General features: G+C 68.2%; 21 protein-coding genes and 1 pseudogene. 10 read left to right on the top strand and 12 right to left on the bottom strand.

Features of this window, described 5'->3' with window-relative positions; translation table 11 throughout:
- Positions 1-115: 115 nt before the first annotated feature.
- Together AC3FOF_RS20105 and AC3FOF_RS20100 are read right to left on the bottom strand one after the other, a co-directional pair.
- On the bottom strand, positions 116-1,732 hold the full coding sequence (locus AC3FOF_RS20105) for an ABC transporter substrate-binding protein (protein ID WP_488727585.1): 1,617 nt from the start codon (positions 1,730-1,732) through the stop codon (positions 116-118).
- A gap of 136 nt (positions 1,733-1,868) precedes the next feature.
- Positions 1,869-3,224: an ArgE/DapE family deacylase gene (locus AC3FOF_RS20100; RefSeq protein ID WP_488727584.1), complete on the bottom strand. Its 1,356-nt coding sequence runs from the start codon at positions 3,222-3,224 to the stop codon at positions 1,869-1,871.
- 178 nt (positions 3,225-3,402) lie between these two features.
- On the opposite strand from AC3FOF_RS20100, the gene pdxR reads away from it, so the two are divergent.
- Positions 3,403-5,001: a MocR-like pyridoxine biosynthesis transcription factor PdxR gene (gene pdxR / locus AC3FOF_RS20095; protein ID WP_488727583.1), complete on the top strand. Its 1,599-nt coding sequence runs from the start codon at positions 3,403-3,405 to the stop codon at positions 4,999-5,001.
- 95 nt (positions 5,002-5,096) lie between these two features.
- Here pdxR and AC3FOF_RS20090 read toward each other — a convergent pair whose 3' ends face one another.
- Positions 5,097-6,002, bottom strand: coding sequence for a LysR family transcriptional regulator (locus AC3FOF_RS20090; protein WP_488727582.1), 906 nt, complete (start codon positions 6,000-6,002; stop codon positions 5,097-5,099).
- On the opposite strand from AC3FOF_RS20090, the gene AC3FOF_RS20085 reads away from it, so the two are divergent.
- The 3 genes from AC3FOF_RS20085 (at position 5,992) to AC3FOF_RS20075 (ending at position 9,690) form a co-directional block, all read left to right on the top strand.
- Positions 5,992-7,149 (top strand): 4-oxalomesaconate tautomerase, encoded by a 1,158-nt coding sequence (locus tag AC3FOF_RS20085; protein ID WP_346430330.1) that lies wholly within the window; start codon positions 5,992-5,994, stop codon positions 7,147-7,149. The genes AC3FOF_RS20090 and AC3FOF_RS20085 overlap by 11 nt on opposite strands.
- A gap of 43 nt (positions 7,150-7,192) precedes the next feature.
- On the top strand, positions 7,193-8,188 hold the full coding sequence (locus AC3FOF_RS20080; protein ID WP_488727581.1) for a Bug family tripartite tricarboxylate transporter substrate binding protein: 996 nt from the start codon (positions 7,193-7,195) through the stop codon (positions 8,186-8,188).
- 98 nt (positions 8,189-8,286) lie between these two features.
- Positions 8,287-9,690 (top strand): FAD-binding oxidoreductase, encoded by a 1,404-nt coding sequence (locus AC3FOF_RS20075; protein WP_488727580.1) that lies wholly within the window; start codon positions 8,287-8,289, stop codon positions 9,688-9,690.
- Between the two features lie 74 nt (positions 9,691-9,764).
- Here AC3FOF_RS20075 and AC3FOF_RS20070 read toward each other — a convergent pair whose 3' ends face one another.
- The 4 genes and pseudogenes from AC3FOF_RS20070 to AC3FOF_RS20055 all read right to left on the bottom strand — a co-directional run bounded on the left by AC3FOF_RS20070 (position 9,765) and on the right by AC3FOF_RS20055 (position 12,556).
- Positions 9,765-10,079: a HigA family addiction module antitoxin gene (locus AC3FOF_RS20070; RefSeq protein WP_017231076.1), complete on the bottom strand. Its 315-nt coding sequence runs from the start codon at positions 10,077-10,079 to the stop codon at positions 9,765-9,767.
- Between the two features lie 12 nt (positions 10,080-10,091).
- Positions 10,092-10,259: pseudogene (locus AC3FOF_RS20065) on the bottom strand (type II toxin-antitoxin system RelE/ParE family toxin); the annotation flags it as partial.
- Between the two features lie 97 nt (positions 10,260-10,356).
- Positions 10,357-11,133 carry an ethanolamine ammonia-lyase subunit EutC gene (gene eutC / locus AC3FOF_RS20060; RefSeq protein WP_488727579.1) on the bottom strand — a complete coding sequence of 259 codons (777 nt, stop codon included), beginning with the start codon at positions 11,131-11,133 and terminating at the stop codon, positions 10,357-10,359.
- A gap of 40 nt (positions 11,134-11,173) precedes the next feature.
- Positions 11,174-12,556: an ethanolamine ammonia-lyase subunit EutB gene (locus AC3FOF_RS20055; protein ID WP_276268782.1), complete on the bottom strand. Its 1,383-nt coding sequence runs from the start codon at positions 12,554-12,556 to the stop codon at positions 11,174-11,176.
- Between the two features lie 249 nt (positions 12,557-12,805).
- On the opposite strand from AC3FOF_RS20055, the gene AC3FOF_RS20050 reads away from it, so the two are divergent.
- Entirely contained in the window at positions 12,806-13,843 is a 1,038-nt protein-coding gene (locus AC3FOF_RS20050; protein WP_017230630.1) for an AI-2E family transporter, read from the top strand.
- A 141-nt stretch (positions 13,844-13,984) separates the two neighbouring features.
- On the opposite strand, the gene AC3FOF_RS20045 is transcribed toward AC3FOF_RS20050, so the two are convergent.
- Complete coding sequence (locus AC3FOF_RS20045; RefSeq protein WP_488727578.1) at positions 13,985-14,698, bottom strand: FadR/GntR family transcriptional regulator; 714 nt, start codon at positions 14,696-14,698, stop codon at positions 13,985-13,987.
- Between the two features lie 127 nt (positions 14,699-14,825).
- Between AC3FOF_RS20045 and AC3FOF_RS20040 the strand changes: the two genes are divergently transcribed.
- The 4 genes from AC3FOF_RS20040 to AC3FOF_RS20025 all read left to right on the top strand — a co-directional run bounded on the left by AC3FOF_RS20040 (position 14,826) and on the right by AC3FOF_RS20025 (position 19,791).
- On the top strand, positions 14,826-15,602 hold the full coding sequence (locus AC3FOF_RS20040; protein ID WP_276268781.1) for a (Fe-S)-binding protein: 777 nt from the start codon (positions 14,826-14,828) through the stop codon (positions 15,600-15,602).
- A complete protein-coding gene (locus tag AC3FOF_RS20035) occupies positions 15,599-16,318 on the top strand; it encodes a LutC/YkgG family protein (RefSeq protein ID WP_488727577.1) in 720 nt (239 codons plus the stop codon). Before AC3FOF_RS20040 ends, AC3FOF_RS20035 begins: the two co-directional genes overlap by 4 nt.
- Positions 16,315-17,793 (top strand): LutB/LldF family L-lactate oxidation iron-sulfur protein, encoded by a 1,479-nt coding sequence (locus AC3FOF_RS20030; protein ID WP_488727576.1) that lies wholly within the window; start codon positions 16,315-16,317, stop codon positions 17,791-17,793. Before AC3FOF_RS20035 ends, AC3FOF_RS20030 begins: the two co-directional genes overlap by 4 nt.
- A 267-nt stretch (positions 17,794-18,060) precedes the next feature.
- Positions 18,061-19,791: a lactate permease LctP family transporter gene (locus AC3FOF_RS20025; RefSeq protein ID WP_488727575.1), complete on the top strand. Its 1,731-nt coding sequence runs from the start codon at positions 18,061-18,063 to the stop codon at positions 19,789-19,791.
- Positions 19,792-19,845: 54 nt separating this feature from the next.
- On the opposite strand, the gene AC3FOF_RS20020 is transcribed toward AC3FOF_RS20025, so the two are convergent.
- The 4 genes from AC3FOF_RS20020 to AC3FOF_RS20005 form a co-directional block, all read right to left on the bottom strand.
- Entirely contained in the window at positions 19,846-20,997 is a 1,152-nt protein-coding gene (locus tag AC3FOF_RS20020) for a CaiB/BaiF CoA transferase family protein (protein ID WP_276268777.1), read from the bottom strand.
- Between the two features lie 81 nt (positions 20,998-21,078).
- Positions 21,079-21,534, bottom strand: coding sequence for a PaaI family thioesterase (locus AC3FOF_RS20015; RefSeq protein ID WP_276268776.1), 456 nt, complete (start codon positions 21,532-21,534; stop codon positions 21,079-21,081).
- Positions 21,535-21,749: 215 nt separating this feature from the next.
- A complete protein-coding gene (locus AC3FOF_RS20010) occupies positions 21,750-22,730 on the bottom strand; it encodes a Bug family tripartite tricarboxylate transporter substrate binding protein (RefSeq protein WP_488727574.1) in 981 nt (326 codons plus the stop codon).
- 221 nt (positions 22,731-22,951) lie between these two features.
- Positions 22,952-24,751 (bottom strand): acyl-CoA dehydrogenase family protein, encoded by a 1,800-nt coding sequence (locus tag AC3FOF_RS20005; RefSeq protein WP_488727573.1) that lies wholly within the window; start codon positions 24,749-24,751, stop codon positions 22,952-22,954.
- Between the two features lie 292 nt (positions 24,752-25,043).
- Between AC3FOF_RS20005 and AC3FOF_RS20000 the strand changes: the two genes are divergently transcribed.
- The gene (locus tag AC3FOF_RS20000; protein ID WP_488727572.1) at positions 25,044-25,925 is read left to right on the top strand and encodes a LysR family transcriptional regulator; all 882 of its coding nucleotides are present in this window, start codon (positions 25,044-25,046) and stop codon (positions 25,923-25,925) included.
- Positions 25,926-25,944: the final 19 nt, after the last annotated feature.

Below are 25,944 nucleotides of genomic sequence, written 5' to 3'. Positions count from 1 at the left end.
GGGAATCGCGGCGGCGGCTGGCTTGGCCGGCACCATCTTGCGCGTGCCGGGCGGCTTGCCCGGCACGCGAACTACTGGCGGCTTCGTACTTGCGTACTCGGCATCCTCGGCGTACTCAGTTCTTCTCGATGGAAACGTTGTCGAACGACTCGTTCAGGCCGATCGCGGTGGTCACGAGGTTCTTGACGTTCTTGCGGTACAGCGTCGGGAACTCCAGCTCGAACAGGTTGCCCGCGGCCACATCCGTCATCAGGATCTTCTGCACCCCGGTGTAGAGCTTCTGGCGCTCGACCGGGTCCATGGTGATGCTGGCCTTGGCCCACAGCTCGTCCGCCTGCGGATTGCTATAGCCCTGCACATTGGCGAACGGCGTCCCCTTGACGATGTTCTTGGTCACGTAGAGCCGCTCCACGCCCAGCGCCGGGTCGCCGTACTGATAGGTGTAGGTGGCGGTCAGGTCGAAGTCCCAGTTGCTGACGCGGCTGGACCAGGTGCCGGCATCGGCCGACTCGATGCTGGCCTTGAAGCCGATCTGTTCCAGCATCTGCTTCATGTACTCGTCCAGGCGGTCCCAGTTGGCGCCATAGGAAGAGGACAGGATCTTGACCGGGTACTGGCCCACATTGACGCCGGACTCCTTGATCAGCTCGCGCGCCTTCTTCAGGTTGAAGTCATAAGCCGGTGTGTTCTTGTCGAAGAACAGCGTGGCGGACGCAAACGGGCTGACCGCCGGTTTGCCCATGCCGAAGAAGATGTTGTTGACGATCATCTGGCGGTTGAGCGCGTGCATCACCGCCTGGCGTACCTTCACGTTGTTGAACGGCGGCTTGCGCATGTTCATCAGCAGGTTCGACATGGGCGAGAACAGCTCCCAGCCCTTGGTGGTGTATTCCACGTTGGGCAGCGCGCGCAGGCGCTTGACGTCCACGTTGTCGACGTCGCCGCCGCGCAGCACCTGCACGTCGCCCTTCTCGAACGCCACCGCACGCGAGGCCGAATCCGGGATCACGTAGAAGACCAGCTCGTCCAGGTAGGGCTTGCCCTTCTTCCAGTAGTTGGGGTTCTTCGCCAGCTTGATGTAGGCACCCTTCTTCCATTCCTTGAACATGAAGGGGCCGGTGCCGACGGGCTTCTGGTTGGCCGGGTTGTTGCGGTAGTCGGTGCCGTCGTAGATGTGCTTGGGCATCATCGGCATGGTGCCGGTCTCGAACATCGAGATAAAGGGCGGGAACGCTTCCTTCAGCTTGATCTCGACCGTGCTGTCGTTGACCGCGCGGATCGACTCCATGTATTTGTTGAGCACCGCGCGCGTGCGCACATGCACCTCGCGCAGCATCTTGTCGATGGAGAACACCACGTCGGCCGAGGTGAAGGGCTTGCCGTCGTGCCACTTCACGCCGCTCTGCAGCTCGAAGGTATAGGTCAGGCCATCGGGCGAGATCTTCCACGACCTGGCCAGCTCGGGACGCGGCTTCAGGTCCGGGCCGTAGGTCAGCAGGCCCTGGTAGATCTTGCCGGCCACGTACTGCGTGGGCGCCTGCGAGTTCATCGCGCTGATCAGGACCGGCGGCTCGGGCTGGACGATGGCGGACAGCGTGCCGCCTGCGGTTTGCGCGACGGCGCTGCCGGCGGGCAACAGCACCGGGGCGAGCGCCAGGCCGGCAGTGGCCAGCGCCATCGACACCAGGCTTTTGCCAAAGCTCTTTTTCAGGTGTTGGGTGAGATGTTTCATCGGTCGGTTTCCTATGGTAGTGATCGTGAGCCGCTGATGCGGATGACAACGAGCTTCGATGGCTTGAGTCCATGGCGCCTCATGCCGCCCCGTCAAGCCGCATGAGATGTCGCGCGCCGCCATGGCGGCGCTTTGCTCAGCTGGTGGCCGGTTCGACACCGCACCAGTCGTGCATGAACTGAGCGAGCGTGGTGGCAACGCGCACCATGCTCTCGATGGAGACCGACTCGTCGATGCCATGGATGTTGCGTGCCTGCGGCCCGTAGCAGGTCACCGGCGTTTCCAGCATCAGGCGGAAATGCCGCGCATCGGTGGTGGCGGTGGTGGCTTCGCGCCGCACTTCCTCTCCATTGACCTTGCGATGTGCTTCGCCCAGCGCCTGCATGCTGGGCACGTCGAGATCGAACTCGCAGCCCGGCGCGTGGAAGCCCTCATAGCGGATATCGAGCTGCAGATTGCTGGCCAGGCGTGCCAGCGTGGCGCGCACGGTGGCTTCCACGCGCGCCTTGGCATCGGTCACGCTCATGGTGGGGAAGAAGCCGATGCGCACGCCCAGCGTGCAGGTGCAGGGCACCGACGAATTCCATTCGCCGCCCTGGATCTGGCCGAGGTTGAAATTGATCGGGTGGGCGTGCTCGCGATACACGGCGGGACGGTTCTCGGGCAGGTTCCATTCCGCCTCCAGCTTGCGCAGGTCGGCCATCACTTCGATGCCGGCCTCGACCGGGTTCACGCCGCTGGTCATATAGGCGGCGTGCGCGGGCCGGCCGGTCAGCTCCACGAACATCCAGAACACACCCATCTGCGCGCTCATCAGGCTCTCGCCCAGCGGCTCGGGAATCACCACGGTATCGAAGGCAGCCAGCTTGCCGGCGCCCACCGCGCTGCGCAGCGCAGCCACGGTGGCGAGCGCGCCATTGCCGGTGTTCTCTTCCTCCAGCACGGAGTTGAAGCCGACCGCACCCGCGGGCTGCACGCCGAGCGCCTTCAGCGCCTTGTAGGCGGCCAGCGTGCAGACGATGCCGGCCTTCATGTCGCCCGCGCCGCGGCCGAACAGCCAGCCGTCCTCGACGAAGGGCGCGTACGGCGACTGGCGCCACATCGACTCGGGGCCGGTGGGCACCACATCCAGGTGACCGTTGAACAGCACCGAGCGGCCGCCCTTGCCCGCCGGCCGGTGCGTGGCCAGCAGGTTGTAGCGCCCGCCGTCCGGGCAACACGGCGGCGAATACAGCGGCAGGTCCTTCAGCGTCTCGCTGCGCAGGTAGATGCGCTCGGGCTCGAGGCCAAGCTCGCGCAACGCGCCTTCCATGAACGTCACCGCCGGCTGCTCCTGTCCCGAAGGGCTCGCTGCCGCCACGAACCCGGACAGCGTGCGCACCATGTACGGCTCGAGCGCACGCACCGCCGCGGCGATGTCGCCGGTGGACAGCACGGGATGAGAAGCGACGGCGGTGGCGGACAAATCGGGACTGCCTGCAGGACGTTGCATAAGTGGCTCCACTGGCTGTCCGGCGCACGCATGAGAAACGTGTCCGGAGGGGAATCGAATCGACCGGATCGGCAAAACGTCGTCGAGGAAAACGACGGCCGACACAGGATGTGTGGAAAGTTAGCCGATCGTTGGTACCATACATAGGTCCATATTTTTCCTTTTGCGCGGGGCCACTTTGAAAGAGACGATTCTGTCGGAGCTGCTGCTGCAGCGTCTGGAGCGGCCCGCCGAAGGCGCGATGGATAAAAACGGCGCGCATATGAACCGCCAGCTCTACGAGATCATTCGCCAGGAGATCCTTGCTGGATCACTGGTTGCGGGCAGCAAGCTGCCCGCTTCGCGGATGCTGTCGAAAGAGCTAGGGGTTTCCCGCAATACCGTGCTTTACGCTTATGAGCAGTTGCTCGCGGAAGGGTATGTCACAGCATCGAGCGGAAGTGGCACCTTCGTGTCGCAGAGTTTTCCCGACCATAGTGCATTGCACAACATCAGGGCGAAAAGCGGCACCATCGCTGTGCCCGCGCCGCAGCAAAACCCGACCCGTTTCACGCTGTCGCGGCGCGGCCAGCATCTGGTGTCGCATTCCGGTGCATCGGATCGCCAATGGGGTGCCTTTGTTTCGGGCGTGCCCGATGTCTCGCTGTTTCCGCACGCGGTCTGGGCACGGCTGCTGAACAAGCACTGGCGCGCGCCGCGGCCCGAGCTACTGACGTATGCGCACAACGGTGGCTATCTGCCGCTGCGCCGGGTGCTGGCCGAACACCTGCGGCTGGTGCGCTCGGTACGCTGCGAGCCCGAACAGATCATCCTGACCACCGGCATCCATCAGGCCATCGACCTGATCGCCCGCCTGCTGGGCGACCCCGGCGACAAGGCCTGGATGGAAGACCCGGGCTACTGGGGCACACGCAGCCTGTTGCACAGCGCCGGCATCGAGACCATCCCGGTGCCGGTCGATAGCGAAGGCATCGCACCGGATGCGGCCACGCTGCAGAATCCGCCGCGCTTTATCTTCGCCACGCCCTCGCACCAGTACCCGCTGGGCATGATGATGAGCCTGTCGCGCCGGCGCATGCTGCTGGAGTACGCGCGCCAGCGCGGCGCCTGGATCGTGGAGGACGACTACGACAGCGAATTCCGCTTCGAGGGCCGGCCGCTGGCCTCGCTGCAGGGGCTGGACGAACACGACCGCGTGATCTACATGGGCACATTCTCCAAGACGCTGTTTCCCGGCCTGCGCATGGGCTTCATGGTGCTGCCCAAACCGCTCGCGCCGCATTTCGCCACCGGGCTGTCGGAGCTGTTCCGCGAGGGGCAGCTGGTACAGCAGGCGGTATTGGCGGACTTCATCGAGCAAGGACACTACGCCACCCATATCCGCCGCATGCGGCAGCGCTACGCGCAACGCCAGGGCCTGCTGCGCGAAGCCATCGCGGCGCGCTTTGGCGCGGACTGGCCCACTTCCACGCATGAGGCTGGCCTGCATATGGTGATCCACCTGCCGCCGGGGGCCGACGATCTCGGCATCAGCATGGCCGCGCGCACCCAGGGCCTGTCGACGCGGCCACTGTCGCGCTATTTCGCCAATCCCGCCCAGGCCGCCAGCCAGGGCCTGCTGCTGGGCTATGCCTGCGTGCCGGACGCAGAGATCGCGCCGGCCTTCCTCAAGCTGGCGGAGGTGATCGAACCCGCGCTGGAGCACCTGGCGCGCACGCAGGCGCCGCGCCGCGCACCGGCCGCGGCGATCAACCGGGAGGCGTGGAGCGGCGCCTGAGCGGGGATGTGGCGGCATTGGGCGTCTTGCAGGCGGGAGCGGCAGCAGCGGCAGCGCGGCTACCGTTCCGTACGGGGCCGCCGCTCCCGGATATCTCAGCGCGCGCGCCGCGCGGCCTTCCTCAGCAAGTCGTAGAGCACCCGCGCGGCGCCCGAGACCGGCTTGCCGCGCCGCGCGATCAAGCCAAGCGTGCGGGAGACTTCCGGCGCCACCAACGCAATGCCGCGCAGCGTCGGGTGGCCCTCGACCGGCAGCGCCAGCCGCGGCACCGCCGCTACGCCCAGGCCGGCCTCCACCAGGCCCAGCAGCGACGAGACGTGCGCCACCTCGAAGAAGCCCGACGGCCGGCGCGCCAGTTGCGCCAGCGCCGCGTCGATCAGCACGCGGTTGCCGCTTGACTTGTCGACAGTCATGAAACGCTCGTCGGCCAGTTCCTCCCACCGTATCCTGCGCCGCGCCGCCAGCCGGTGATCGCGCCGCACGGCCAGCACGAAGCGCTCGCTGAATATGCTCTCGAACTCCACCTCGGGTTCCTGCGTACCGATGAAGCTGATGCCAAAGTCCGCGCGCCCGCCGATCACGGCGTTCAGCACGGTGTTGGCGCTCTCGTCGAGGATACGCACGCGGATGCGCGGATGGCGCGCGGAGAACGCCGTCAGCACCGAAGGCAGGAAATAGTAGGCGGCGGACGGCACGCACGCCACGGTAACCAGTCCGCTGCGCTGCACGGCGAGATCGGAGATGCCGAGCATCGCGCTTTCGAGTTCCTCCAGCGCGGTGCGCGCGTGATCGAGAAAGAGCCTTCCCACATTGGTCAGCGAGACATGCCGCGTGCTGCGCTCGAACAGCCGCACGCCGAGCAGCAGCTCGAGCTTCTCGATGCGCCGGCTTAGGGCGGGCGCCGACAAATGCAGGTCCTCCGCCGCCGCGCGAAAGGAAGCGCGCTCCGCCACGGCAACAAAGGCCTGCAGTTCCTGCAGATCGAAATTGATGCGTGCCACGCAACTGTCCTTCACAGCATTGCAATTCACAAAGTATGCCACGCCCGCCATCATGGTCGCCATGCACAATGACATTCCCTGCGTACTGATGCGCGGCGGCACTTCGCGCGGTCCGGTCTTCCGCGCGGACTGGCTGCCCGCGGACCCGGCCAGGCGGGATCGCTTACTGCTGGCGGCAATGGGTTCGCCGCATGCGCTTCAGGTAGATGGACTCGGCGGTGGCCACCCGTTGACCAGCAAGGTGGCCATCGTCTCCCGCTCGGCGCGCGCCGGCTGCGACGTGGACTACCTCTTCGCCCAGGTGGCGACCGACCGCGCCGTGGTGGACACCCGCCCCAATTGCGGCAATATGCTCGCAGCGGTGGCGCCCTTTGCGGTGGAGGAAGGGCTGGTCGAGGCCGCCGGAGACCGGACCCGGGTACACATCTTCAATCTCAATACCGCCACCGTGGTGCAGGCGCTGATCCATACACCCGGAGGCGTCGTCACCTACGAAGGCCACGCACGCATCGACGGTGTCGCCGGCACCGGTGCGCCCATCCTGCTGGAGTTCGCGGATACCTGGGGCGGCATGACCGGCGCTCTGTTCCCGAGCGGCAGCCGGCTGGAAATGATCGATGGCGTGCCGGTGACATGCATCGATGCGGCCATGCCGCTGATGATCGTGGCCGCCGAGTCGCTCGGCCTGCGCGGCGACGAGGCGCCAGCCCTGCTCGACGCCGACCTGCCCCTGCTGGCGAGGCTGGAAGCGCTGCGGCGCAAGGCGGGGCAACGCATGGGGATGGGCGACGTAGGCGACAGCGTGGTGCCAAAACCCGCCCTGATCAGCGCGGCCCGCGAACGCGGCGCCGTGGTCTCCCGCTACTTCACGCCGACGCGTTGCCACCAGGCGCACGCGGTCACCGGCGCGATCGGTCTGGCCGCCGCCATGTTCACCCCCGGTACGCTCGTCGCACGCTATGCCGATGCCGGGGGCGGCCCGGGCGGCGGATGCGCGGCGATCCTGCACCCGGCCGGGCGCATCGAGATCGAGGTCCGTGCCGAGCGCATCGGCTCGGACGTACGGGTGCGCGGCGCGAGCCTGCTGCGGACCGCGCGCCGCATCATGAAGGGGTACCTGTCGGTACCGACGGACGCCTGTTTCTAGACTGGCGGCAACCACGCCATTCCGATAAGAGAGGAGACAAGACATGATTCGTGCAACCCGCACCGGCCTCGCGCTGGGCTTGCTGATACTCGCCGGCATCACGCTGCCCGTTGCGGCTGCCACTGTACCGGCCCCGGCATCGAGCTTTCCCGGCAAGTCCATCACCATCGTGGTACCCACCGCGGCTGGCGGCGCCAATGACGCCATGGCCCGTGTGCTGGCGCAGCATATGAGCGTTGGCCTGCGCACGCCGGTGATCGTCGAGAACCGCGCCGGCGCCAATGGCGCGATCGCCTCCGAGTACGTCGCCCGCGCGAAACCGGACGGCCATACCCTGCTGTTCGGCTATATAGCCACGCACGGCATCGGTCCCGCACTGCAAAGACTGCGCTACGACCCGGTCAAGGACTTCGTACCCGTCGGCATGGTGGCAAGCTCGCCGACCTTGCTCGTCATCAATACCGCCGTCAAGGCAGCTGACGTCATGCAACTCGTCTCCCTGGCCAGAAACAAGGAGGCGCAGTTGAGCTATGCGTCGGCGGGCAACGGGACGGCGCCGCACGTGACTGCGGAACTGTTCCGCCTCGTCACCGGCGCAGAGCTGCTCCATGTCCCGTACAAGGGCTCCGCGCCGGCCTTGCTGGACGTGATCGCCGGCAATACCCAGGTGATGTTTCCCAGCCTGTTTACCGCCTATCCGCAAATCGTGAACGGCAGGATACGCGCGCTGGCGGTGGCCGGCGAGACGCGCACACCCTTGCTCGCCAACGTCCCGACCCTCAAGGAGGCTGGCGTGGACGGCGTTTCTGTCGATCAGTGGTACGCCATGTTCGCGCCTGCCGCGACGCCCGCGCACGTCGTCAGGACACTGAACCGGGCGCTCAACGACGCCTTGGCGGACCCGGCCGTATCGCTCAAGATTGCGGAACAGGGCGCCTACGTGCGCGCCGGCACGCCCGCGCAGCTGGGCGAGCTGGTGCGCGCCGAGCTGCGCAAATGGCAAGGCGTGGTGCAGGCCGCGGGAATTCGGCCGGACTGAGTGATATCGTGGCGCCATGCGGCCGACCTGAATTGGCCCTTACGGCTACCGCCGGCTTCTCCTAGCATTGCTGCTTTCCATACCCGGATATCGTTGCCATGACCGACACCATCATCGCCGAACTGGCCAAGCTGCTCGACCCCGCCGGCCTGCAGGCGGGCGACGCCATCGAGACCCGCTTCCGCAAGGACTGGTACGCGCCGCTCGGCGCGGTGCCGCCGCTGGCCGTGGTGCGCCCGCGCACCACGCAGGAAGTGGCCGCGGTGCTCGCGCTGTGCCACCGGCTGCGCCAGCCGGTGGTGCCGCAGGGCGGCCTGACGGGGCTGGCCGGCGCGGCGACGCCGGAAGGCGGCGAGGTTGTGTTGTCGCTGGAACGCATGCGCGGCGTGGAAGAAATCGATGCGCAGGCCGGCACCATGACGGTGATGGCGGGCACCACGCTGCAGGCCGCGCAAGAGACCGCGCGCGCGGCCGGCTGGTTGCTGGCGGTGGACCTGGGCGCGCGCGGCAGTTGCCAGATCGGCGGCAATATCGCCACCAACGCAGGCGGCAACCGCGTGATCCGCTACGGCATGATGCGTGACCAGGTGCTGGGCCTGGAAGCCGTGCTGGCCGACGGCACGGTGGTGTCGTCGCTCAACAAGATGCAGAAGAACAATGCGGGCTACGACGTGCGCCAGCTCTTCGTCGGCAGCGAAGGCACGCTGGGCGTGATCACCCGCGCCGTGCTGCGGCTCGCGCCGCTGCCCTCGGCCACCCAGACCGCGCTGTGCGCGCTCTCCAGCTACGAGGATGTGGTGTCGCTGCTGCGCCACGCACAGCGCAAGCTCTCGGGCCGGCTCTCCGCCTTCGAGGCCATGTGGGCGGACTTCTACCAGCTGGTGACCACGCGCGTGCCGGGCGTGCGCGCGCCGCTGCCGCAGGGCCACCCGTTCTACGTGCTGCTCGACCTGCAGGGCAATGACGACGCGCAGGACGCCCCCGCCTTCCAGGGCATGCTGGAATCCGCCATGGAAGCCGGCCTGATCCAGGACGCCGCGGTGGCGTCCAGCCACAAGGAAGCGCAGCGCTTCTGGCAACTACGCGACGCGGTGGCCGAATTCCCCGTGATGTGGGCACCCAATGCCGCCTACGACGTCAGCCTGCCGATCGGCCGCATCGGCGAGTTCGCGGCTACGCTGCGCGAGCGCGTGCTGGCGGCGTGGCCGCATGCCGAGCTGGTCAACTTCGGCCACGTGGGCGACAGCAACCTGCATGTCAGCGTGTACCTGCCCGGCGCCACCGACGCGGACTTTCCCGAGCACGAAATCTCGGATGTGATGTACGGCGTAGTGCAGGCGTTCAAAGGCAGCGTCTCCGCCGAGCACGGCATCGGCTTTCACAAGAAACCCTACCTGCACTGCTCGCGCACGCCGGAGGAGCTGGGGTTGATGCGGTTGCTCAAGCGGGCGCTGGATCCGCACAATATTCTCAGTCCGGGGCGGGTGTTCGATCCCGCTTGATGAAGGCGCATTGATGCCGCAAGCGAGCGCGCGCAAATCGCAAGTTGCCTGCCCCAGCTCGCGCCGTCATGTGTTCAAGCTGCCGCGAGGTCGCGTGGCGCGATCTGGGCAGCAATCTCTTTGCCGTGTTCGCGCTGCGCGATTTTCAGGTCATAAGCCTGTTGCAGGTTGAGCCAGGACTCGGCATCACCGCCGAAGTAGCGCGCCAGCCGCATGGCGGTGTCCGGCGTAATCCCCCGGCGTTCGCGCACGATGTCGTTGATGCGGGCCGCGGTGACATGCAGTGCCACAGCGAGCGCGTTGGCGCTCATACCCAGAGGAACCAGAAACTCCTCGCGGAGGATTTCGCCGGGATGGATCGGTCGCATACCGTTCTGGAAGCGGGCCATGGTGATCTCCTTTCAGTGATAGTCCACGATCTCGACGGCCTCCGGGCCGTCTGGCGTCCAAACGAAGCACACTCGCCACTGATCGTTGACCCGGATGCTGTGCTGCCCCTTGCGGTTCCCTCCCAGCGCTTCCAGCCGGTTGCCAGGCGGGGATCGCAGGAAGTCTAGCGTGGCGGCGGAGCTTCATGGCAATTTCTTCTTTGTTTGTTGTGGTGCGATGGCAAAACGGCACGGCTACGCCCGGCCGCCCGCGTGGGCGGCCGGGTCGATCGGTCTCTCAGCCGGTCTTTACGCCGGACGCCGGCAGCGCCGCATGCCCGCTGTCATCCTTCAGGTCCACGCCGCTGCGCCCCAGCGCCAGCGCGCCGCGCAGCAGGAAGGCAAGCTTGTCGGCGGCCTGCGCATAGGACAGTCCTTCCGGGCGCACATTGGAGATGCAGTTGCGCTCGGCGTCGCTGCGGCCGGGACGCGGGTCGTGGGTGAGATAGACCCCCAGGCTGTCGGGCGAGCTGAGCCCCGGCCGCTCGCCGATCAGCATCACCACCTGCCGCGCGCCGAGCAACAGCCCGGCCTCGTCGCCGAGCGCCACGCGCGCCTGTTCGGCCACCACCACGGGCCCGATACGCCAGCCGGGCAGGCGCTCGCGCGCGGCCAGCAGCAGCGGCACGCCATGGCGTTCGGCAGCCCGCGCGGACAGGCCATCGGCAATCACGAAGACCACGTCGGGCGCATCAGCCGGGCGCGCCTGCGCCAGGCTTGCACGGCTGGCGTGGTCGAGCTGCCGGCCCAGGTCCGGGCGCCGCAGATAGTGCTGGCGATCGGCCGCAGCGCTGTGCGCTGCCACGCTGGCAAAGCCTGCATCGCGCAACGCCTGCTCGATGACGGCACGCGCCAGCGGCAGGTGCACCGCATCGCGCGCCTGCGCGTGTGCCAGGCCGAAGGCGAGCACCGTGTCCGTGGTCTGGCTGTTGCCGGCGCGGCCCAGCGCGATGCGCGCCACGGTGAACTGGCGCAGGCGTTGCCAGGGGTTGTCGTGGATCAGCTTCTGGCTCATGGCGGCGGCCCCGGACGTGCGCGGTGGAATCGGGCGGCCCTCACAGGCCGTGGGCGAGTTGCAGCAGCGGCTGGCGCTCGGCCAGCTCCAGCAGGCGTCCGTCCGCGTCGAGGATGCCCATGCGCTGCAGCCAGTCCTCGAACTCCGGCGCCGGCCGCAGGCCCAGCGTGTCGCGCAGGTAGAGCGCGTCGTGGAAGGAAGTGCTCTGGTAGTTCAGCATGATGTCGTCGGCACCGGGCACGCCCATGATGAAATTGATGCCAGCCACGCCGAACAGCGTCAGCAGCGTGTCCATATCGTCCTGGTCGGCCTCGGCATGATTGGTGTAGCAGACGTCGCAGCCCATCGGCACGCCGAGCAGCTTGCCGCAGAAGTGGTCCTCCAGCCCGGCGCGGATGATCTGCTTGCCGTCGTACAGGTATTCGGGGCCGATAAAGCCCACCACCGTGTTCACCAGCAGCGGCGAGAACTCGCGCGCCACCGCATAGGCGCGCGCCTCCATGGTCTGCTGGTCCACGCCATGGTGCGCATTGGCCGACAGCGCGCTGCCCTGGCCGGTCTCGAAGTACATCAGGTTGTTGCCCACGGTGCCGCGCGCCAGGCCTTGCGCGGCGTCGTGCGCCTCGCGCAGCAGCGCCAGGCTGATGCCGAAGCCGGCATTGGCGCGCTCGCTGCCGGCCACCGACTGGAACACCAGGTCCACCGGCGCGCCCTGCTCGATGGCGCGCAGGGTATTGGTGACGTGCGTGAGCACGCAGGACTGGGTCGGCACGTCGAAGCGGCAGCGCAGGTCGTCGACCAGGCGCAGCAGCATGACAATGGCGCCGAGGTTGTCGCTGGCCGGGTTGATGCCGATGGTGGCGTCGCCGCAGCCATAGAGCAGGCCGTCGATCATCGAAGCGGCGATGCCGCGGGCGTCGTCGGTGGGATGGTTGGGCTGCAGCCGCACCGAGAGCCGCCCGGGCAGGCCGATGGTATTGCGAAAGCGCGTGACCACGCGGCACTTGCGCGCCACCGCCACCAGGTCCTGGTTGCGCATCAGCTTGCTGACCGCCGCCGCCATCTCGGGCGTAATACCTCGCGCCACGCGCGCCAGCACGGCGGTGTCGGTCTCGTGCAGCAGCAGCCAGTTGCGGAAGTCACCCACGGTGAGGGCGGCGATCTCGCGGAAGGCCTGGCCGTCATGGCGATCGACAATCAGGCGCGTGACCTCGTCCTCCTCGTAGGGCACCAGCGCTTCGCTCAGGAAATGCGCCAGCGGCAGCTCGGCCAGCGCCATGCGCGCGGCCATGCGTTCCTCTTCGCTGGCGGCGGCGAGGCCGGCCAGGCAGTCGCCCGAGCGCGCCGGGCTGGCCTTGGCCAGCAAGGTCTTGAGATCGGCAAAGAAATGGCGCCGCGACGCCACGGTGTGGGCAAAGGTCATGATCGATCCGTCCCGGTCAGCCACGAAAGAGCGCCCCGTTGCAGGCCGTGCGCCGGCAAGGGGCCGGGCCGCAGGCTGGCGGATGCGCGAACGCCAGCCCGATCATAGCAATCGCGGGCGTACGTTGTCGCCCTTGTACGATAGTCCGCGCTTGCCATCGCCACCCGCGCACCGGACAATCAAGCGACGTACAATCCACAGACGCCCGCCCGTCCTCCCGACGTCGCGGCCATCCACGCAGGAGACTTGATGAATCAACCCGATCCGCCGCGCTTGCCCCGCTTGCCGGAAGCAAAGTGGTTCAGTGTCGGCACGGCCGCTTACATCCTGACCGCCCTGGCGCTCTGGGTGGTGATGCAGGCCAACCTGGTGTCAGCCCTGATGGCGGGCCTGCTGCTGTACTCCCTGGTGGATGTGCTGGCACCCAGGCTGGTGCGCCTGCACCAGCGCCATGACGTGCTGGCGGTGGCGATCCTGTCGTCGGTCACATTGCTGGTGCTGACGCTTGGCGTGTGGGGGCTGGTGCGCTTCGTCAGCGGCGACGGCAACACCCTGGACACCCTGCTGATCCGCACCGCCGACATCATCGACAAATCGCGCGCCCAACTGCCGGTATGGGTGAGCAACGCGCTGCCCCGCGGCGTGGACGAACTGGCCACCACGCTGATCGCCTGGCTGCGCGAACACGCGCAGATGGCGCAGAAATTCGGCGCCGAGGTACTGCGCGCCCTGGCGCACATCCTGATCGGTTTCGTGATCGGCGCCATGGTGGCGCTCTACCGCGCCATCGTCAAACCCAACCGCAGGCCGCTGGCCAGCGCGCTGGTGGAGCGGGCGCGCAACCTGCAACTGGCCTTCTCGCAGTTCATCTTCGCCCAGGTGCAGATCTCGCTGATCAACACCGTGCTGACGGCGATCTACCTGCTGGTGGTGCTGCCCCTGTTCGGCGTGCACCTGCCGCTGTCCAAGACGCTGGTGGCACTGACCTTCCTGGTCGGGCTGCTGCCGGTGCTGGGCAACCTGGTATCGAACGCGGGCATCGTGGTGGCCTCGCTGTCGATCTCGCTGCCGATGGCGATCGTCTCGCTGTTCTACCTGGTGGTGATCCACAAGCTCGAATACTTCCTCAACGCGCGCATCATCGGCGCGCGCATCAACGCCGCCGCCTGGGAGCTGCTGACGGTGATGCTGCTGATGGAATCGCTGTACGGCATCCCGGGCGTGATCGCCGGGCCGATCTATTACGCCTACCTGAAGCGCGAACTGGCCAACGCCGGGCTGGTCTGAGCCGGCGAGGGGCAGGCAAGGCGTAGGTATTTACCCGCTATTGCCCATCCCCGGCCGCCGCGGGGCGCTGCCGCCGGCACAGGAAACCCGCGGCGGCAGGCAAGGATGCCGGCAATCCGGACGTGGTTGGACCAATTCCGCCTAAGCCGCGCCCTCTTCCACGCGGCTGCGCACAAAATCGATATGCGTCTGCATGGCCGTGCGCGCCTCCTCCGGGCGGCGCGCGCAGATCGCCTCGCACAGCGTGCGGTGCTGTAGCAGCAGCAGCGCGGAGGCGTCTTCGTCCTGCACCCGCAGGCCGGTGCCGTTGATGGTGATGTGCTCGCGCAGCATGCCGATCACGCTGGTATGCAGATGCAGGAACATGGTGTTGTGCGAGGCCTGGGCAATGGCCTCGTGCAGCCTGGCGTCGGCCTCGGCCTCGGCCGCCTTGTCGTCCTGCTCGCGGGAGGTCTCCAGCGCGCGCAGCAGGCCACGGATGCGCTTGAGGTCGGCGGCGTCGGCACGCAGCGCGGCGAAGTAGGCGGTGGCGCCTTCCAGCACCCGGCGGAACTCCAGGATATCGTCGCGCAGCACCGGGTGGTCGGCCACCAGCTGGCGCCAGGGCGAGGCGATGCCGGTGCGCAGCTGATCGGTCACGAACACCCCGGCGCCCTGCCGGCTCTGCAGCAGCCCGCGCGCCGCCAGCCGCTGGATGGCCTCGCGGATGGTATTGCGCGCGACCCCGTATTGTTCGGCCAGCAGCCGCTCCGCGGGCAGGCGGGCGCCGGCCGGCCAGGTGCCGTCCAGCATGGCCGTTTCCAGTTTCCGCATGACCTGTTCCACGCGCCCGCGCGCCTGCCTGCCCGCCGCCATCTTCCGCTCCGAAATCATCCATCGCCCCCGCCTGGTCCAACCAATTTGAACCGGCGCGCGTCTCGCGGAATTATGCGCCAAACATCGGCAGGCCTGGCAGCCAGGCGCCGGCCCCACGGAGCGAGACATGAAGCAAAGGCGCTACCCCCCTGCCCCGGCGCAGGCCTACCTGTTCGCCACCTGCCTGGTCGACCTGTTCGTGCCGCAAGCCGGCCTCGATGCGGTGCGCCTGCTGGAGCGCGAAGGCCTGACGGTGCACTTCCCGCGCGGACAGAGCTGCTGCGGCCAGCCGGCCTATAGCAGCGGCAACCCGGAACAGGCGCGCGACGTGGCGCGCGCCCAGCTCGACCTGTTCGCCCAGCCATGGCCGGTGATCGTGCCGTCGGGCTCTTGCGCCGGCATGATGCGGCACCACTGGCCCCAGCTCTTCGTGGACGACCCGGTGGCAGGCCCCAAGGCACGCGAACTCGCCGAACGCGTGTACGAGCTAAGTGAATTCCTGCTGCACGTGCTGAAGGTACGCTTCGACGCCGGCGGTGCCGCCGGGCAGCCGCCCGAGACCGTGGTGCTGCATACCTCCTGCGCGGCGCGCCGGGAAATGGGTACGCGCGAGCATGGCGTGGCCCTGGTCGACGCCCTGCCCGGCGTCACCCGTGCCGAGCACCAGCGCGAATCCGAATGCTGCGGCTTCGGCGGCACCTTCTCCCTCAAGCATCCCGATATCTCCGGCGCCATGGTGCAGGACAAGATCGCCTCGGCCTGCGCCACCGGCTGCGACCGGCTGGTCTCGGCCGATTGCGGCTGCCTGCTCAATATCGGCCACGCGGCAAAACACCAGGGCGCGGCCCTGCCGGTCGAGCACCTCGCCAGCTTCCTGTGGCGGCGTAGCGGGGGCCAGGCATGAGCGAGCTGACCTCCCGCGAACGCATGCTGGGCCGCCTGCGCGCGGCCGCGCCGGCCGCCGGGGCCGATACCAGCCAGCTGGATGCGCGCATCGACGCGCACTATCAAGGCCGCCGCCAAGCGGCATCCACCGGCCCGGCCACCGCGGCCGGCTACGCGCAAGCCATGCAAGCGGCCCTGGGCGCATCGCACGCGCAGGCCTGGTGCGCCAGCGCCGACGAATGGCCCGCGCAACTGGCGGCCAGGCTCGCCGCCGCCGGCGCGACGCGCCTGCTGCTGGACCCGTCCGGCCCGGAGGGCGCGGCGCTGTCCGCCGCGCTGCCGGCCACCGTGACGGCGCTCTCCTACGACCGCCCCATCGAAGCCTGGAAAGCCGAGCTCTTCGATACCGTTGACGCCGGCTTTACCGTGGCCCGGTCCGGCATCGCCGCCACCGGCACGCTGATCCTGGCGCCCGACGCGCAAACGCCGCGCACCGTCTCGCTGGTGCCGCCGCTGCATATCGCGCTGGTCTATACCGATACGCTGCATCCCGACCTGCATGCCGCCGCCCGCGCCGAGCGCTGGAGCGCCGGCATGCCGACCAACCTGGTGCTGGTGTCGGGTCCGTCCAAGACCTCCGACATCCAGCAGACCCTGGCCTACGGCGCGCACGGCCCGCGCGAGCTGTGGGTGATCATCGTCACGCGCGGCGCGGCCACGGGAGCCAGGCAATGAGTACACCCAACACCACCGGCGCGGCAGGCGCCGCGCCCCTGCACTTCGTGCCCGCGGCCGATTTCAAGGCACGCACGCGCGCCGCGCTCGACGATCCCAAGCTGCGCAGCAGCTTCCGCGGCGCCATGGATTTCCTGCAGGCCAAGCGCGCCGTGCAGTTCCCCGACGAAGACGAACTCGAACAACTGCGCGACCTCGGCGAGGCGGTGCGCCAGCATGCGTTGTCGCGCCTGCCGGACCTGCTGGTGCAGCTGGAACAAAAACTCACGGCAGCCGGCGTGCAGGTGCATTGGGCCGAGAACGCCGAACAGGCCAACGCCATCGTGCACGGCATTGCGCAGGCACGCCGGGCGCGCCGCGTGATCAAGGGCAAGTCGATGGCCAGCGAGGAGATGGAGCTCAACCATTACCTGGCCGAGCGCGGCATCGACTGCATCGAGTCCGATATGGGCGAGTACATCGTCCAGCTCGCCGGCGAGAAACCCTCGCATATCGTGATGCCCGCCATCCACAAGACGCGCGGCGACATCGCCGAGCTGTTCGAGCGGCATATCCCCGGCACGCCCTACACCGAGGATGTGGACGAACTGATCCAGACCGGCCGGCGCGCGCTGCGGCAGGCGTTCGTCGACGCCGATATCGGCTTGTCCGGCGTGAACTTCGCCGCGGCCGACACCGGCACGCTGTGGCTGGTGGAGAACGAGGGCAACGGCCGCCTCTCCACCACCGTACCCGATGTGCATATCGCCATCATGGGCATGGAGAAGGTGGTGGCCAGGCTGGAGCACATCGTGCCGCTGGCCAGCCTGCTGACGCGCTCGGCCACCGGGCAGGCCATCACCACCTACTTCAACCTGATCTCCGGGCCGCGCAACGAGGCCTGCGGCGAACGCGACGGCCCGCGCGAGGTGCACCTGGTGCTGCTCGACAACGGCCGCAGCCAGGCCTATGCCGACGAGCAACTGCGCGCCACCCTGCAATGCATCCGCTGCGGCGCGTGCATGAACCATTGCCCGGTGTACACGCGCATCGGCGGCCATGCCTACGGCACCACCTATCCCGGGCCGATCGGCAAGATCATCTCGCCACACCTGCTCGGGCTCGAGGCCACCGCCGACCTGCCCACCGCCTCCAGCCTGTGCGGCGCCTGCGGCGAAGTGTGTCCGGTGCGCATCCCGATCCCGCAACTGCTGATCCGCCTGCGCACCGAAGCCAACCGCGCGCCGGACGAACACGTCGCGCATCCGCTGCGCGGCCAGGGGGCGAAATACAGCCGCGGCGAGCACCTGATCTGGCGCTTCTGGAGCGGGGCCTTCGCGCATCCCTTCACCTATCGGCTGTTCCGCTGGGCGGCGACGCGGCTGCGTGCGCTTACGCCTTCGCGCCAGCTCGGCTGGACGCGGCACCGGGCACCGCTCACGCCCGCGCCGCGCAGCCTGTCCGACTTGCTGCGCGAGCGCGGGCAAGCCGAGTAAGCCGGCGCGCTGATTTTTGTGAGGCCCGTGCGCGGGCCACACCCAAGGCGATGCGAAGCGAGCCGTGACGATACGACTCCCCGCAGGGGTGGTGAAACTGCCTTTGACTTTGAGACTTTGCAGTTAGCCAGTCGCACAAGAAGTTGGCAAAGGGAAGCAATCCCAAACCAGCCAGGAAACAAAGAAACATAGAAACAGACAAGACACGAGCAACGACACGCCCCCAACGCATACCCATCCAAACGCAATCAACGGAGGAGACCCACCGTGCAACCCTGGACCCAGATCTACACGCCGCTAGGCAGCCTGTGGCTGTCCGCACTGGCCGCGGCCGTGCCCATCCTGTTCTTCTTCCTCGCGCTGGCGGTGCTGCGCATGAAGGGCCATGTGGCCGCCGCCATCACGCTGCTGCTGGCGCTCGGCGTTGCCATCTTCGCCTACGGCATGCCCGTGCCGCAGGCGCTGGCAGCCGCCGGATTCGGCTTTGCCTATGGCCTGTGGCCGATCGCCTGGATCATCGTGACCGCGGTGTTCCTCTACAAGATCGTGGTGAAGACCGGGCAGTTCGACATCATCCGCGCGTCCGTGCTGGCCATCACCGATGACCAGCGCCTGCAGATGCTGCTGATCGGCTTCGCCTTCGGCGCCTTCCTGGAAGGCGCGGCGGGCTTTGGCGCGCCGGTGGCGATCACCGCAGCCTTGCTGGTGGGCCTGGGCTTCAACCCGCTCTACGCGGCGGGCCTGTGCCTGATCGCCAACACCGCGCCGGTGGCCTTCGGCGCCATGGGCATTCCCATCATCGTGGCGGGCCAGGTGACCGGCATCGACGCCATGCACATCGGCGCCATGGCCGGCCGGCAACTGCCGCTGCTGTCGCTGGCGGTGCCGTTCTGGCTGGTGTTCATCATGGACGGCAAGCGCGGCGTGAGGGAAACCTGGCCGGCGGCGCTGGTGACCGGCGCCAGCTTTTCGATCACGCAGTACTTCACCTCGAACCACATCGGTCCGGAACTGCCGGATATCACCTCGGCGCTGGTCAGCCTGGTATCGCTGACGCTGTTCCTGAAGGTATGGCAGCCGCGCGGCGCAAGCCAGCGCGCCGGCGGCGCGGTAAGGGCGGGCATCGGTGGCGCGGCCGCGCTGGCGCGCGTGGGCGGCGGCCTCGGCAACGCCGGTGGCATCGGCAACGCCGCGGGCGACAGCCGCCGCGCGTCGCCCTATACCGCGGCGCAGACCGTGCGTGCCTGGGCGCCGTTCGGCATCCTCACCGCCATCGTCACGGTATGGAGCCTGCAACCGTTCAAGGCGCTGTTCGCCGGTGACGGCGCGCTGGCCGGCTGGGTGCTGAAATTCCATGTGCCGGCGCTGGACCAGCTGGTCGTCAAGACCGCGCCGATCGTCGCGCAGCCCAAGGCCTACGAGGCCGTGTTCAAGCTCGACCTGATCTCGGCGGTCGGCACCGCCATCCTGCTGACCGCGCTGATCTCGGCCGTGCTGCTGCGCATGAAGCCGCGCGACGCGCTGGCTACCTTCGGCGAGACGCTGGTGGAACTGCGCCGCCCGATCCTGTCGATCGGCCTGGTGCTGGCCTTCGCTTTCGTCGCGAACTACTCCGGCATGTCGTCGACCCTGGCGCTGCTGCTGGCCGGCACCGGCGCGGCCTTCCCCTTCTTCTCGCCCTTCCTGGGCTGGCTGGGGGTGTTCCTGACCGGTTCGGATACGTCGTCGAACGCGCTGTTCTGCTCGCTGCAGAGCACCACCGCCCACCAGATCGGCGTGTCCGACACGCTGCTGGTGGCGGCCAATACCACCGGCGGCGTGACCGGCAAGATGATCTCGCCGCAATCGATCGCGGTGGCCTGCGCGGCGACCGGGCTGGTCGGCAAGGAATCGGAGCTGTTCCGCTTCACCGTCAAGCACAGCCTGCTGTTCGCGGTGATCGTGGGCATCATCACCGTGCTGCAGGCCTACGTCTTCACGGGGATGGTGCCGCACTGAGCGGACACCGGCGATGGCCGCGCGCCAGGCGCGGCCATCGCCATGCCGCCGCCTTCACTCGCTGTCGTTGGCGGCGGCGCGCGGCAGGAACCGGTCTCCCTCGGCCAGCGGCGCATAGCGGTAGGTGGCCGGCGTGCGGCTCAGCTTGACGGGCGAGCCCAGGCCCTTGTAGCCGTCCGCCATCTCCACCACCATCTCGCGGTGCGCCGTGTGCGGGTGCTGCAAGGCATCGGCCACCGATAGCACCGGCGCGCACGGCACGCCGGCGGCCACCAGCGTATCGGCCAGCACCTTGCCGTCCAGCTTGCCCATGCGGGCCTCCAGTTCCACCTTCAGCAAGGCACGGTTGACCGAGCGCGCGCCCGCGGTGGCGTAACGCTCGTCGTCGGCCAGCGCGGGCAGGTCCAGGTGCTCGCACAGGATGCGGAACTGGCGATCGTTGCCAACCGCGAGAAAGATCGGGTCGGTGGCGGTGGCGACGGTGTCGTAAGGATAGATGTTCGGATGCGCGTTGCCGGTGCGGGTGGGCTCCTTGCCGCTCATGAACCAGTTGGCCGCATGCGGGTGCAGCAGCGACAGGCCCGAGTCGTACAGCGCCGCCTCGACGAACTGGCCGCGCCCGCTGCGCTCCCGCTCCTGCAGCGCCAGCAGCACGCCCAGCGCGGCATTGAGGCCGGTCACCATGTCCACCACCGGCAAACCCACGCGCAGCGGATCGCCGCCGGCTTCGCCATTGATGCTCATGATGCCCGCCATGGCCTGGATGGCGGCATCGTAGCCGGGCAGGCCGCCCAGCGGGCCATCGGCGCCGAAGCCCGAAACCCGGCAATGCACCAGGCGCGGATAGCGTGCCGACAGCACGTCATAGCCCAGGCCCCATTTCTCCAGCGTGCCGGTCTTGAAGTTCTCCACCAGCACGTCGGCATCCGCCAGCAGTGCCAGCAGCACCTCGCGGTCGGCGTCGGTGGTGAGGTCCAGGCGCATCACGCGCTTGTTGCGGTTCAGCCCGAAGTAGTACGAGGCCACGCCGTCCTTGAACGGAGGGCCCCAGGTACGCGTGTCGTCGCCCTGGGGCGGCTCGATCTTGAGCACGTCGGCGCCGTGGTCGCCGAGGATCTGGCCGCAGAAGGGGCCACCCAGGATGCGGGAAAGATCGACCACGCGGATGCCGGCGAGCGCGCCGGGGGTGACAGGGAGTTTGCTCATCGAATGGGTTCCGTAGCTGCGGCGATTGCCGATTGCCTATTGACTATTCACTGTTGACTATTGACGGTTGACGTTGCCTGCTCAGGCAGCCGGCGCGCTCGCGCGCTCGAGCAGCTTGAAGGTGCCGGTAGCCAGCGCCAGCAGTTCTCCCTGTTCGTCGCGGATCTCGCCGCGCGCGAAGCACAGGGAACGGCCGCGCCGCTCGCACCAGGCGGTGGCCGTCAGTTCACCGCGTCCGGGCGCGGTGAAATGCAGCGACAGGTCGATCGTCGCCACGCCGAAGCGGCGCGGGTCGTGGCCGCGCGCGGCGCAGGACAGCGCGCAATCCAGCAACGTCGCCAGCGCGCCGCCGTGCACGTCGCCGCGGCTGTTGGTGTGATCGGGGTGATAGGCCATGCGCACGCGCGCCTCCTTGGCGTCAACGTGCACGCCGGTCAGCCCGAAGACACGGGCCATCGGCATCGGCAGGGCGAACAGCACACCCGGCGCTTCACCGGCAAACTCGTTGACGGGCGCGGGCTGGGAGAGATCGTTCATATACGGCGGGGTCGGTTCGGTTGGTGGCGGTCATGGAGGGCCGGGATGATGGGACGACGGGCTGCCATGAAGGCAAAGCGGGCGCCGCTGCGTTGCGGCGCCCACCTCTGCGCTGTCATGCCATCGCGTGCGCCGGGGCGCAGGCCGGTTCGCAAACGTCGATACTACCGCCGAACCGGCATTCGTTCATAGCCTCGCTGCGCGGCCCCGTGCGCTCAGTCCAGCTGGGCGCCCGATTTCTGCACCACGCCGTGCCATTTGCTAACCTCGGCCTTGACGAAGCTGCCAAGCTGCTCGGGCGTGGTCGACGATGCGAACTCCAGGCCCTGCGCCTGCAGGGTCTTGCGCACGTCGGGCTGCTTCAGCGCGTCGGCGAACGCGTGGTTGAGCTTCGCGATCACCGCCGGCGGCGTGCCTGCCGGCGCGACCACGCCGAAGAACACCGAAACGTCGAAGCCGGCCACGCCCTGCTCGGCCACCGTGGGCACTTCGGGCAGCGCCTGCGAGCGGCCCTTGGTGGTCACGCCCAGCACGCGGAACTTTCCGCTCTTGATGAAGGGCAGCGCGGTCAGCACGTCGGTGAAGGCCATGCTGACCTGGCCGCCGAGCAGGTCATTGAGCGCGGGGCCGGTGCCCTTGTAGGGGATGTGGCGGAAGTCGGTGCCGGCCAGGTTGTTGAACAGCACGCCGGCCAGGTGCGAGGAAGCGCCGTTACCCGATGAGGCATAGGTCAGCTTGCCGGGATGCGCCTTGCCATAGGCGATCAGTTCGCTCACGTTCTTGGCCGGCACCGACGGGTTCACCACCAGCACATTGGGCAACTCGCCGATCTGGATCACCGGCGCGAAGCTCTTGACCGGATCGTAGTTGATCTTGCGGTAGAGGCTGACATTGATCGCCAGCGGGGCCGAGGTGCCGAACATCAGCGTGTAGCCGTCGGGCTCGGCACGCGCCACCGCTTCGGCGCCGATATTGCCGCCGGCGCCGGCACGGTTCTCCACCACCACGCTCTGCCCGAGGCTGGGCTTGAGCGCCGCGGCCAGGGTGCGCGCCATCACGTCGGTCGGGCCGCCGGGCGGATAGGTCACGATCATCATGATGGGCTTGGACGGGAATGCCTTCTGCGCCAGCGCGGGGACCACGCCCACGCAGAGGGTGCAGGCGGCGACCGCCGCGATACGTTGCCAGAGGGTCATGCTTGTCTCCTGATATTGGTCTGTCTGGTCTGTCTCCACCGGGCGGGTGACGCCGTGGCGGAGTGTGCGGCGCCGGGTCCTGGCGGCGCTGCGGGGGCTGGTTGTTGCTGGTTGTTGCTGTGTTGTTCGCTCCCCTCTCCCCATGAGGAGGGAGCGACAGCCTTCGTCAACTCGAGCGGTTCTGGCGCATCCTGTCGGCTTCGGCCGGCTCCCGCGCGAATTCAGAACAGGTTGACCTGTTCCACCTTGCCGGTGCCGCTCGCGGCATCGGCGGGCGGCGCAATGGTCTCGGCCAGCCAGTCGGGTTCGGCTTCGCCCGCCAGCGGGTCCTGCGGCAACACGCGGTGCAGCAGCACCATCTGGGCCAGGCGCATGCGCCGGACCGAGCCGATCCGGCCGGCTTCCCAGGCCATGGCGACCGCGCTGGTCACGTGGTACAGCCCGGATGCGGCCTGGCGGGCCAGTACATCGCCGTCGGCTCCGGCTTCGGCGGCGCGGGCGGCCAGCGTGCCGGCACGGGAGATTGCCTTGGTGAACGCGGCGCGCGCCTCGGGATGCAGCGGCGTGGCTTGCAGCAGGCCGGCCAGGTGGGCATCGAGCACCGGCAGTGCACCCTCGCGGCGGATCGCGCGCAGCACGTCGAGGGCGACGATATTGCTGGTGCCTTCCCAGATCGAACCCAGGTGCGCGTCGCGCACCAGGCGCGGGTCGCTCCATTCCTCGATATAGCCGCAGCCGCCGCGCATCTCCATGGCGTCGCCGGTGACCTTGCGGGCATCGCGGCAGGCGCGGAACTTGATCAGCGGCGTGAGCACGCGCATCAGCGGATAGGCATCGGCCTCGCCGGCATCGGCGCGGCGCAGCGCCTCGGCGGTCTGGAACACCATGGTGCGGGCCTGCTCGGTGGGCAGCGCGAGCTTGAGCAGCTGGCGGCGCATCAGCGGCATGTCCAGCAGGCGCTTGCCGAAGGCCCGGCGCTCGCGCGCGATGAACTGGCCCTCGGACAGCGCGCGGCGCATCAGGCCGGCCGCACGCACGCCGTTGGACAGCCGCGAGTTGTTGATCATGTCGGCCATCTGCACGAAGCCCCGGCCCAGCTCGCCCACCAGGTAGGCTTGCGCCCCCTCCAGCCGGATCTCGCCGCTGGCCATCGAGCGCGTGCCGAGCTTGTCCTTCAGGCGGATGATGCGGTACTGGTTGGCGCTGCCGTCGGCCAGCGTGCGCGGCAGCAGGAACAGCGATACGCCCTTGATGCCGGGAGCGGCCTCGCCGTTTTCGTCCTCGACGCGCGCCAGCACCATCGCCAGCGCGGCGTCCGGGTTGGAGCAGAACCATTTGTCGCCCGACAGGCGCCAGCCGCCTTCGGCCTGGGGATCGCGGGCGGCACGCGTGGTGGTGGCGGCCACGTCGGAGCCGGCGCCCTGCTCGGTCATGAACATGGCGCCCTGGTACAGGTCTTCGAAGACCTGGGTGGTGAGATTGGGCAGGAAGCGCTCGACCAGGGCCGGATCGCCGAACTTGCGCAGCGTGCGCGTCAGCGAATCGGTCATCGACAGCGGGCAGCACAGGCCGAACTCGGCCTGCACGAACAGATAGGTCAGTGCGTACTTGGCCGCGGCCGGCATCGGCTTGTCCCAGCCCAGCACGCCGCCGCGGTGCGAGGCCGCGGCCAGGCCGAACTCGGAGAAGGCCACTTTTTCGAGTTCCACGTAGGCGGGATGCTTGTCGATGCGCTGCGCATCGATGCCGGTGCGGGTGCGGTGCGACAGCGTGGGCTTGTTCTGGTCGGCGGTATGCGCGAGTTCGTCGAGCACGCCGCCTGCCAGGCCGCCCATGCGCTCGAGATGGGGCAGCAGGTGGGCGAACAGGTCGGGCGGCAGGTACAGCGGCAGCAGCGCGCGCAGGTCCGGGTCGCTGGTGAACAGGTTGACGCCCTGCTGGTCGGGCACGGGATGCGCGGGCGTGGCGGCGGATGCGGCGGTGGCCGGGATGACGGTCTGGCGCGCTGCGCTGGTCTGCATGTGGGGTCTCCTGTGGTTGCCGGCACATGACGCCGGGCCAGGGCCTGGCCTGCCCCTGGGCGGAAGTCCGGGCTGCTGGCGGGCCATTCTGGCGATATCTGGTGGTTTTGCTGTCTCTTGCTGCTTTTTGGTGCTTGCGTCGGCTCTTTATGGTGCGTGGCCCACTTGCGTGAGCCCTGGCCGTGGCATTGCGCGCGGGGTGGCGGGCGGATGCTTTGTCTGCATTATTCAAAGCCCGGCGATTCGTGTCTAATACTGAAATTGGCTTGATCCATATAATTTTTATATCGCCATGGAATTCCGTCACCTGCGCTACTTCCTTGTGCTCGCCGAAGAACTGCATTTCGGCCGCGCCGCGCGCCGCCTGTCGATCTCGCAGCCGCCGCTGTCGCTCAATATCCAGCAGCTGGAAGCCTCGGTGGGCGCCCGGCTGTTCGAGCGCGACAGCCGCGGCGTGCGCCTGACCGCCGCCGGCCGGGCTTTCCGCGAATCGGCCAGCGCACTGCTGGCGCAGGCTGAAGACGCCCGCCTGCTGGCCCGCGAAATCGAAGCCGGCGCGGTCGGGCGGCTGCGCGTCGGCTTTGTCGGCTCGATGCTGTACCGCGGCCTGCCGCAGCGCCTGCGCGCGTTCCAGGCCAGCCATCCCGGCATCCAGGTGGCGCTGACCGAACTCAACTCGCAGGAGCAGATCGACGCGCTGCTGCACGACGGGCTGGATGCCGGCTTCATCCACACCAACCGCGTGCCGGATGAACTCGCCACCGCCCTGGTGCACAGCGAGCCGTTCCTGTGCTGCGTGCCGGACGACCACCCGCTGGCCAGCCACGCCACCGTGGCGCTGAGCGAACTGCGTGGCGAGCCATTCGTCCTGTTCTCGCGCAAGGCTTCGCCCGACTACTACAACCGCATCTTCGAGATGTGCGCGGCGCAGGGGTTCTATCCGCAGATCCGGCATGAGGTACGGCACTGGCTATCGGTGGTGTCGCTGGTATCGCAGGGGACCGGCGTGGCGGTGGTGCCGGCGGCGCTGCAGCGCTCGGCGATGGCAGGGGCGGTGTTCCTGCCGCTGGCGCAGGATACGGTGCCGTCGGAAGTGTATTGCGTGTGGAAAGCGGGACCGGACGATCCCGCGAGGGACCGGTTTCTGGAGATGGTCAAGGGGATGGGGGAGTGACGCGGCCGGCGGCGGCTCG

It is taken from the genome of Cupriavidus sp. 96C5-1 (assembly GCF_057798855.1).
This window is presented reverse-complemented; position numbering and strand designations above follow the sequence as displayed.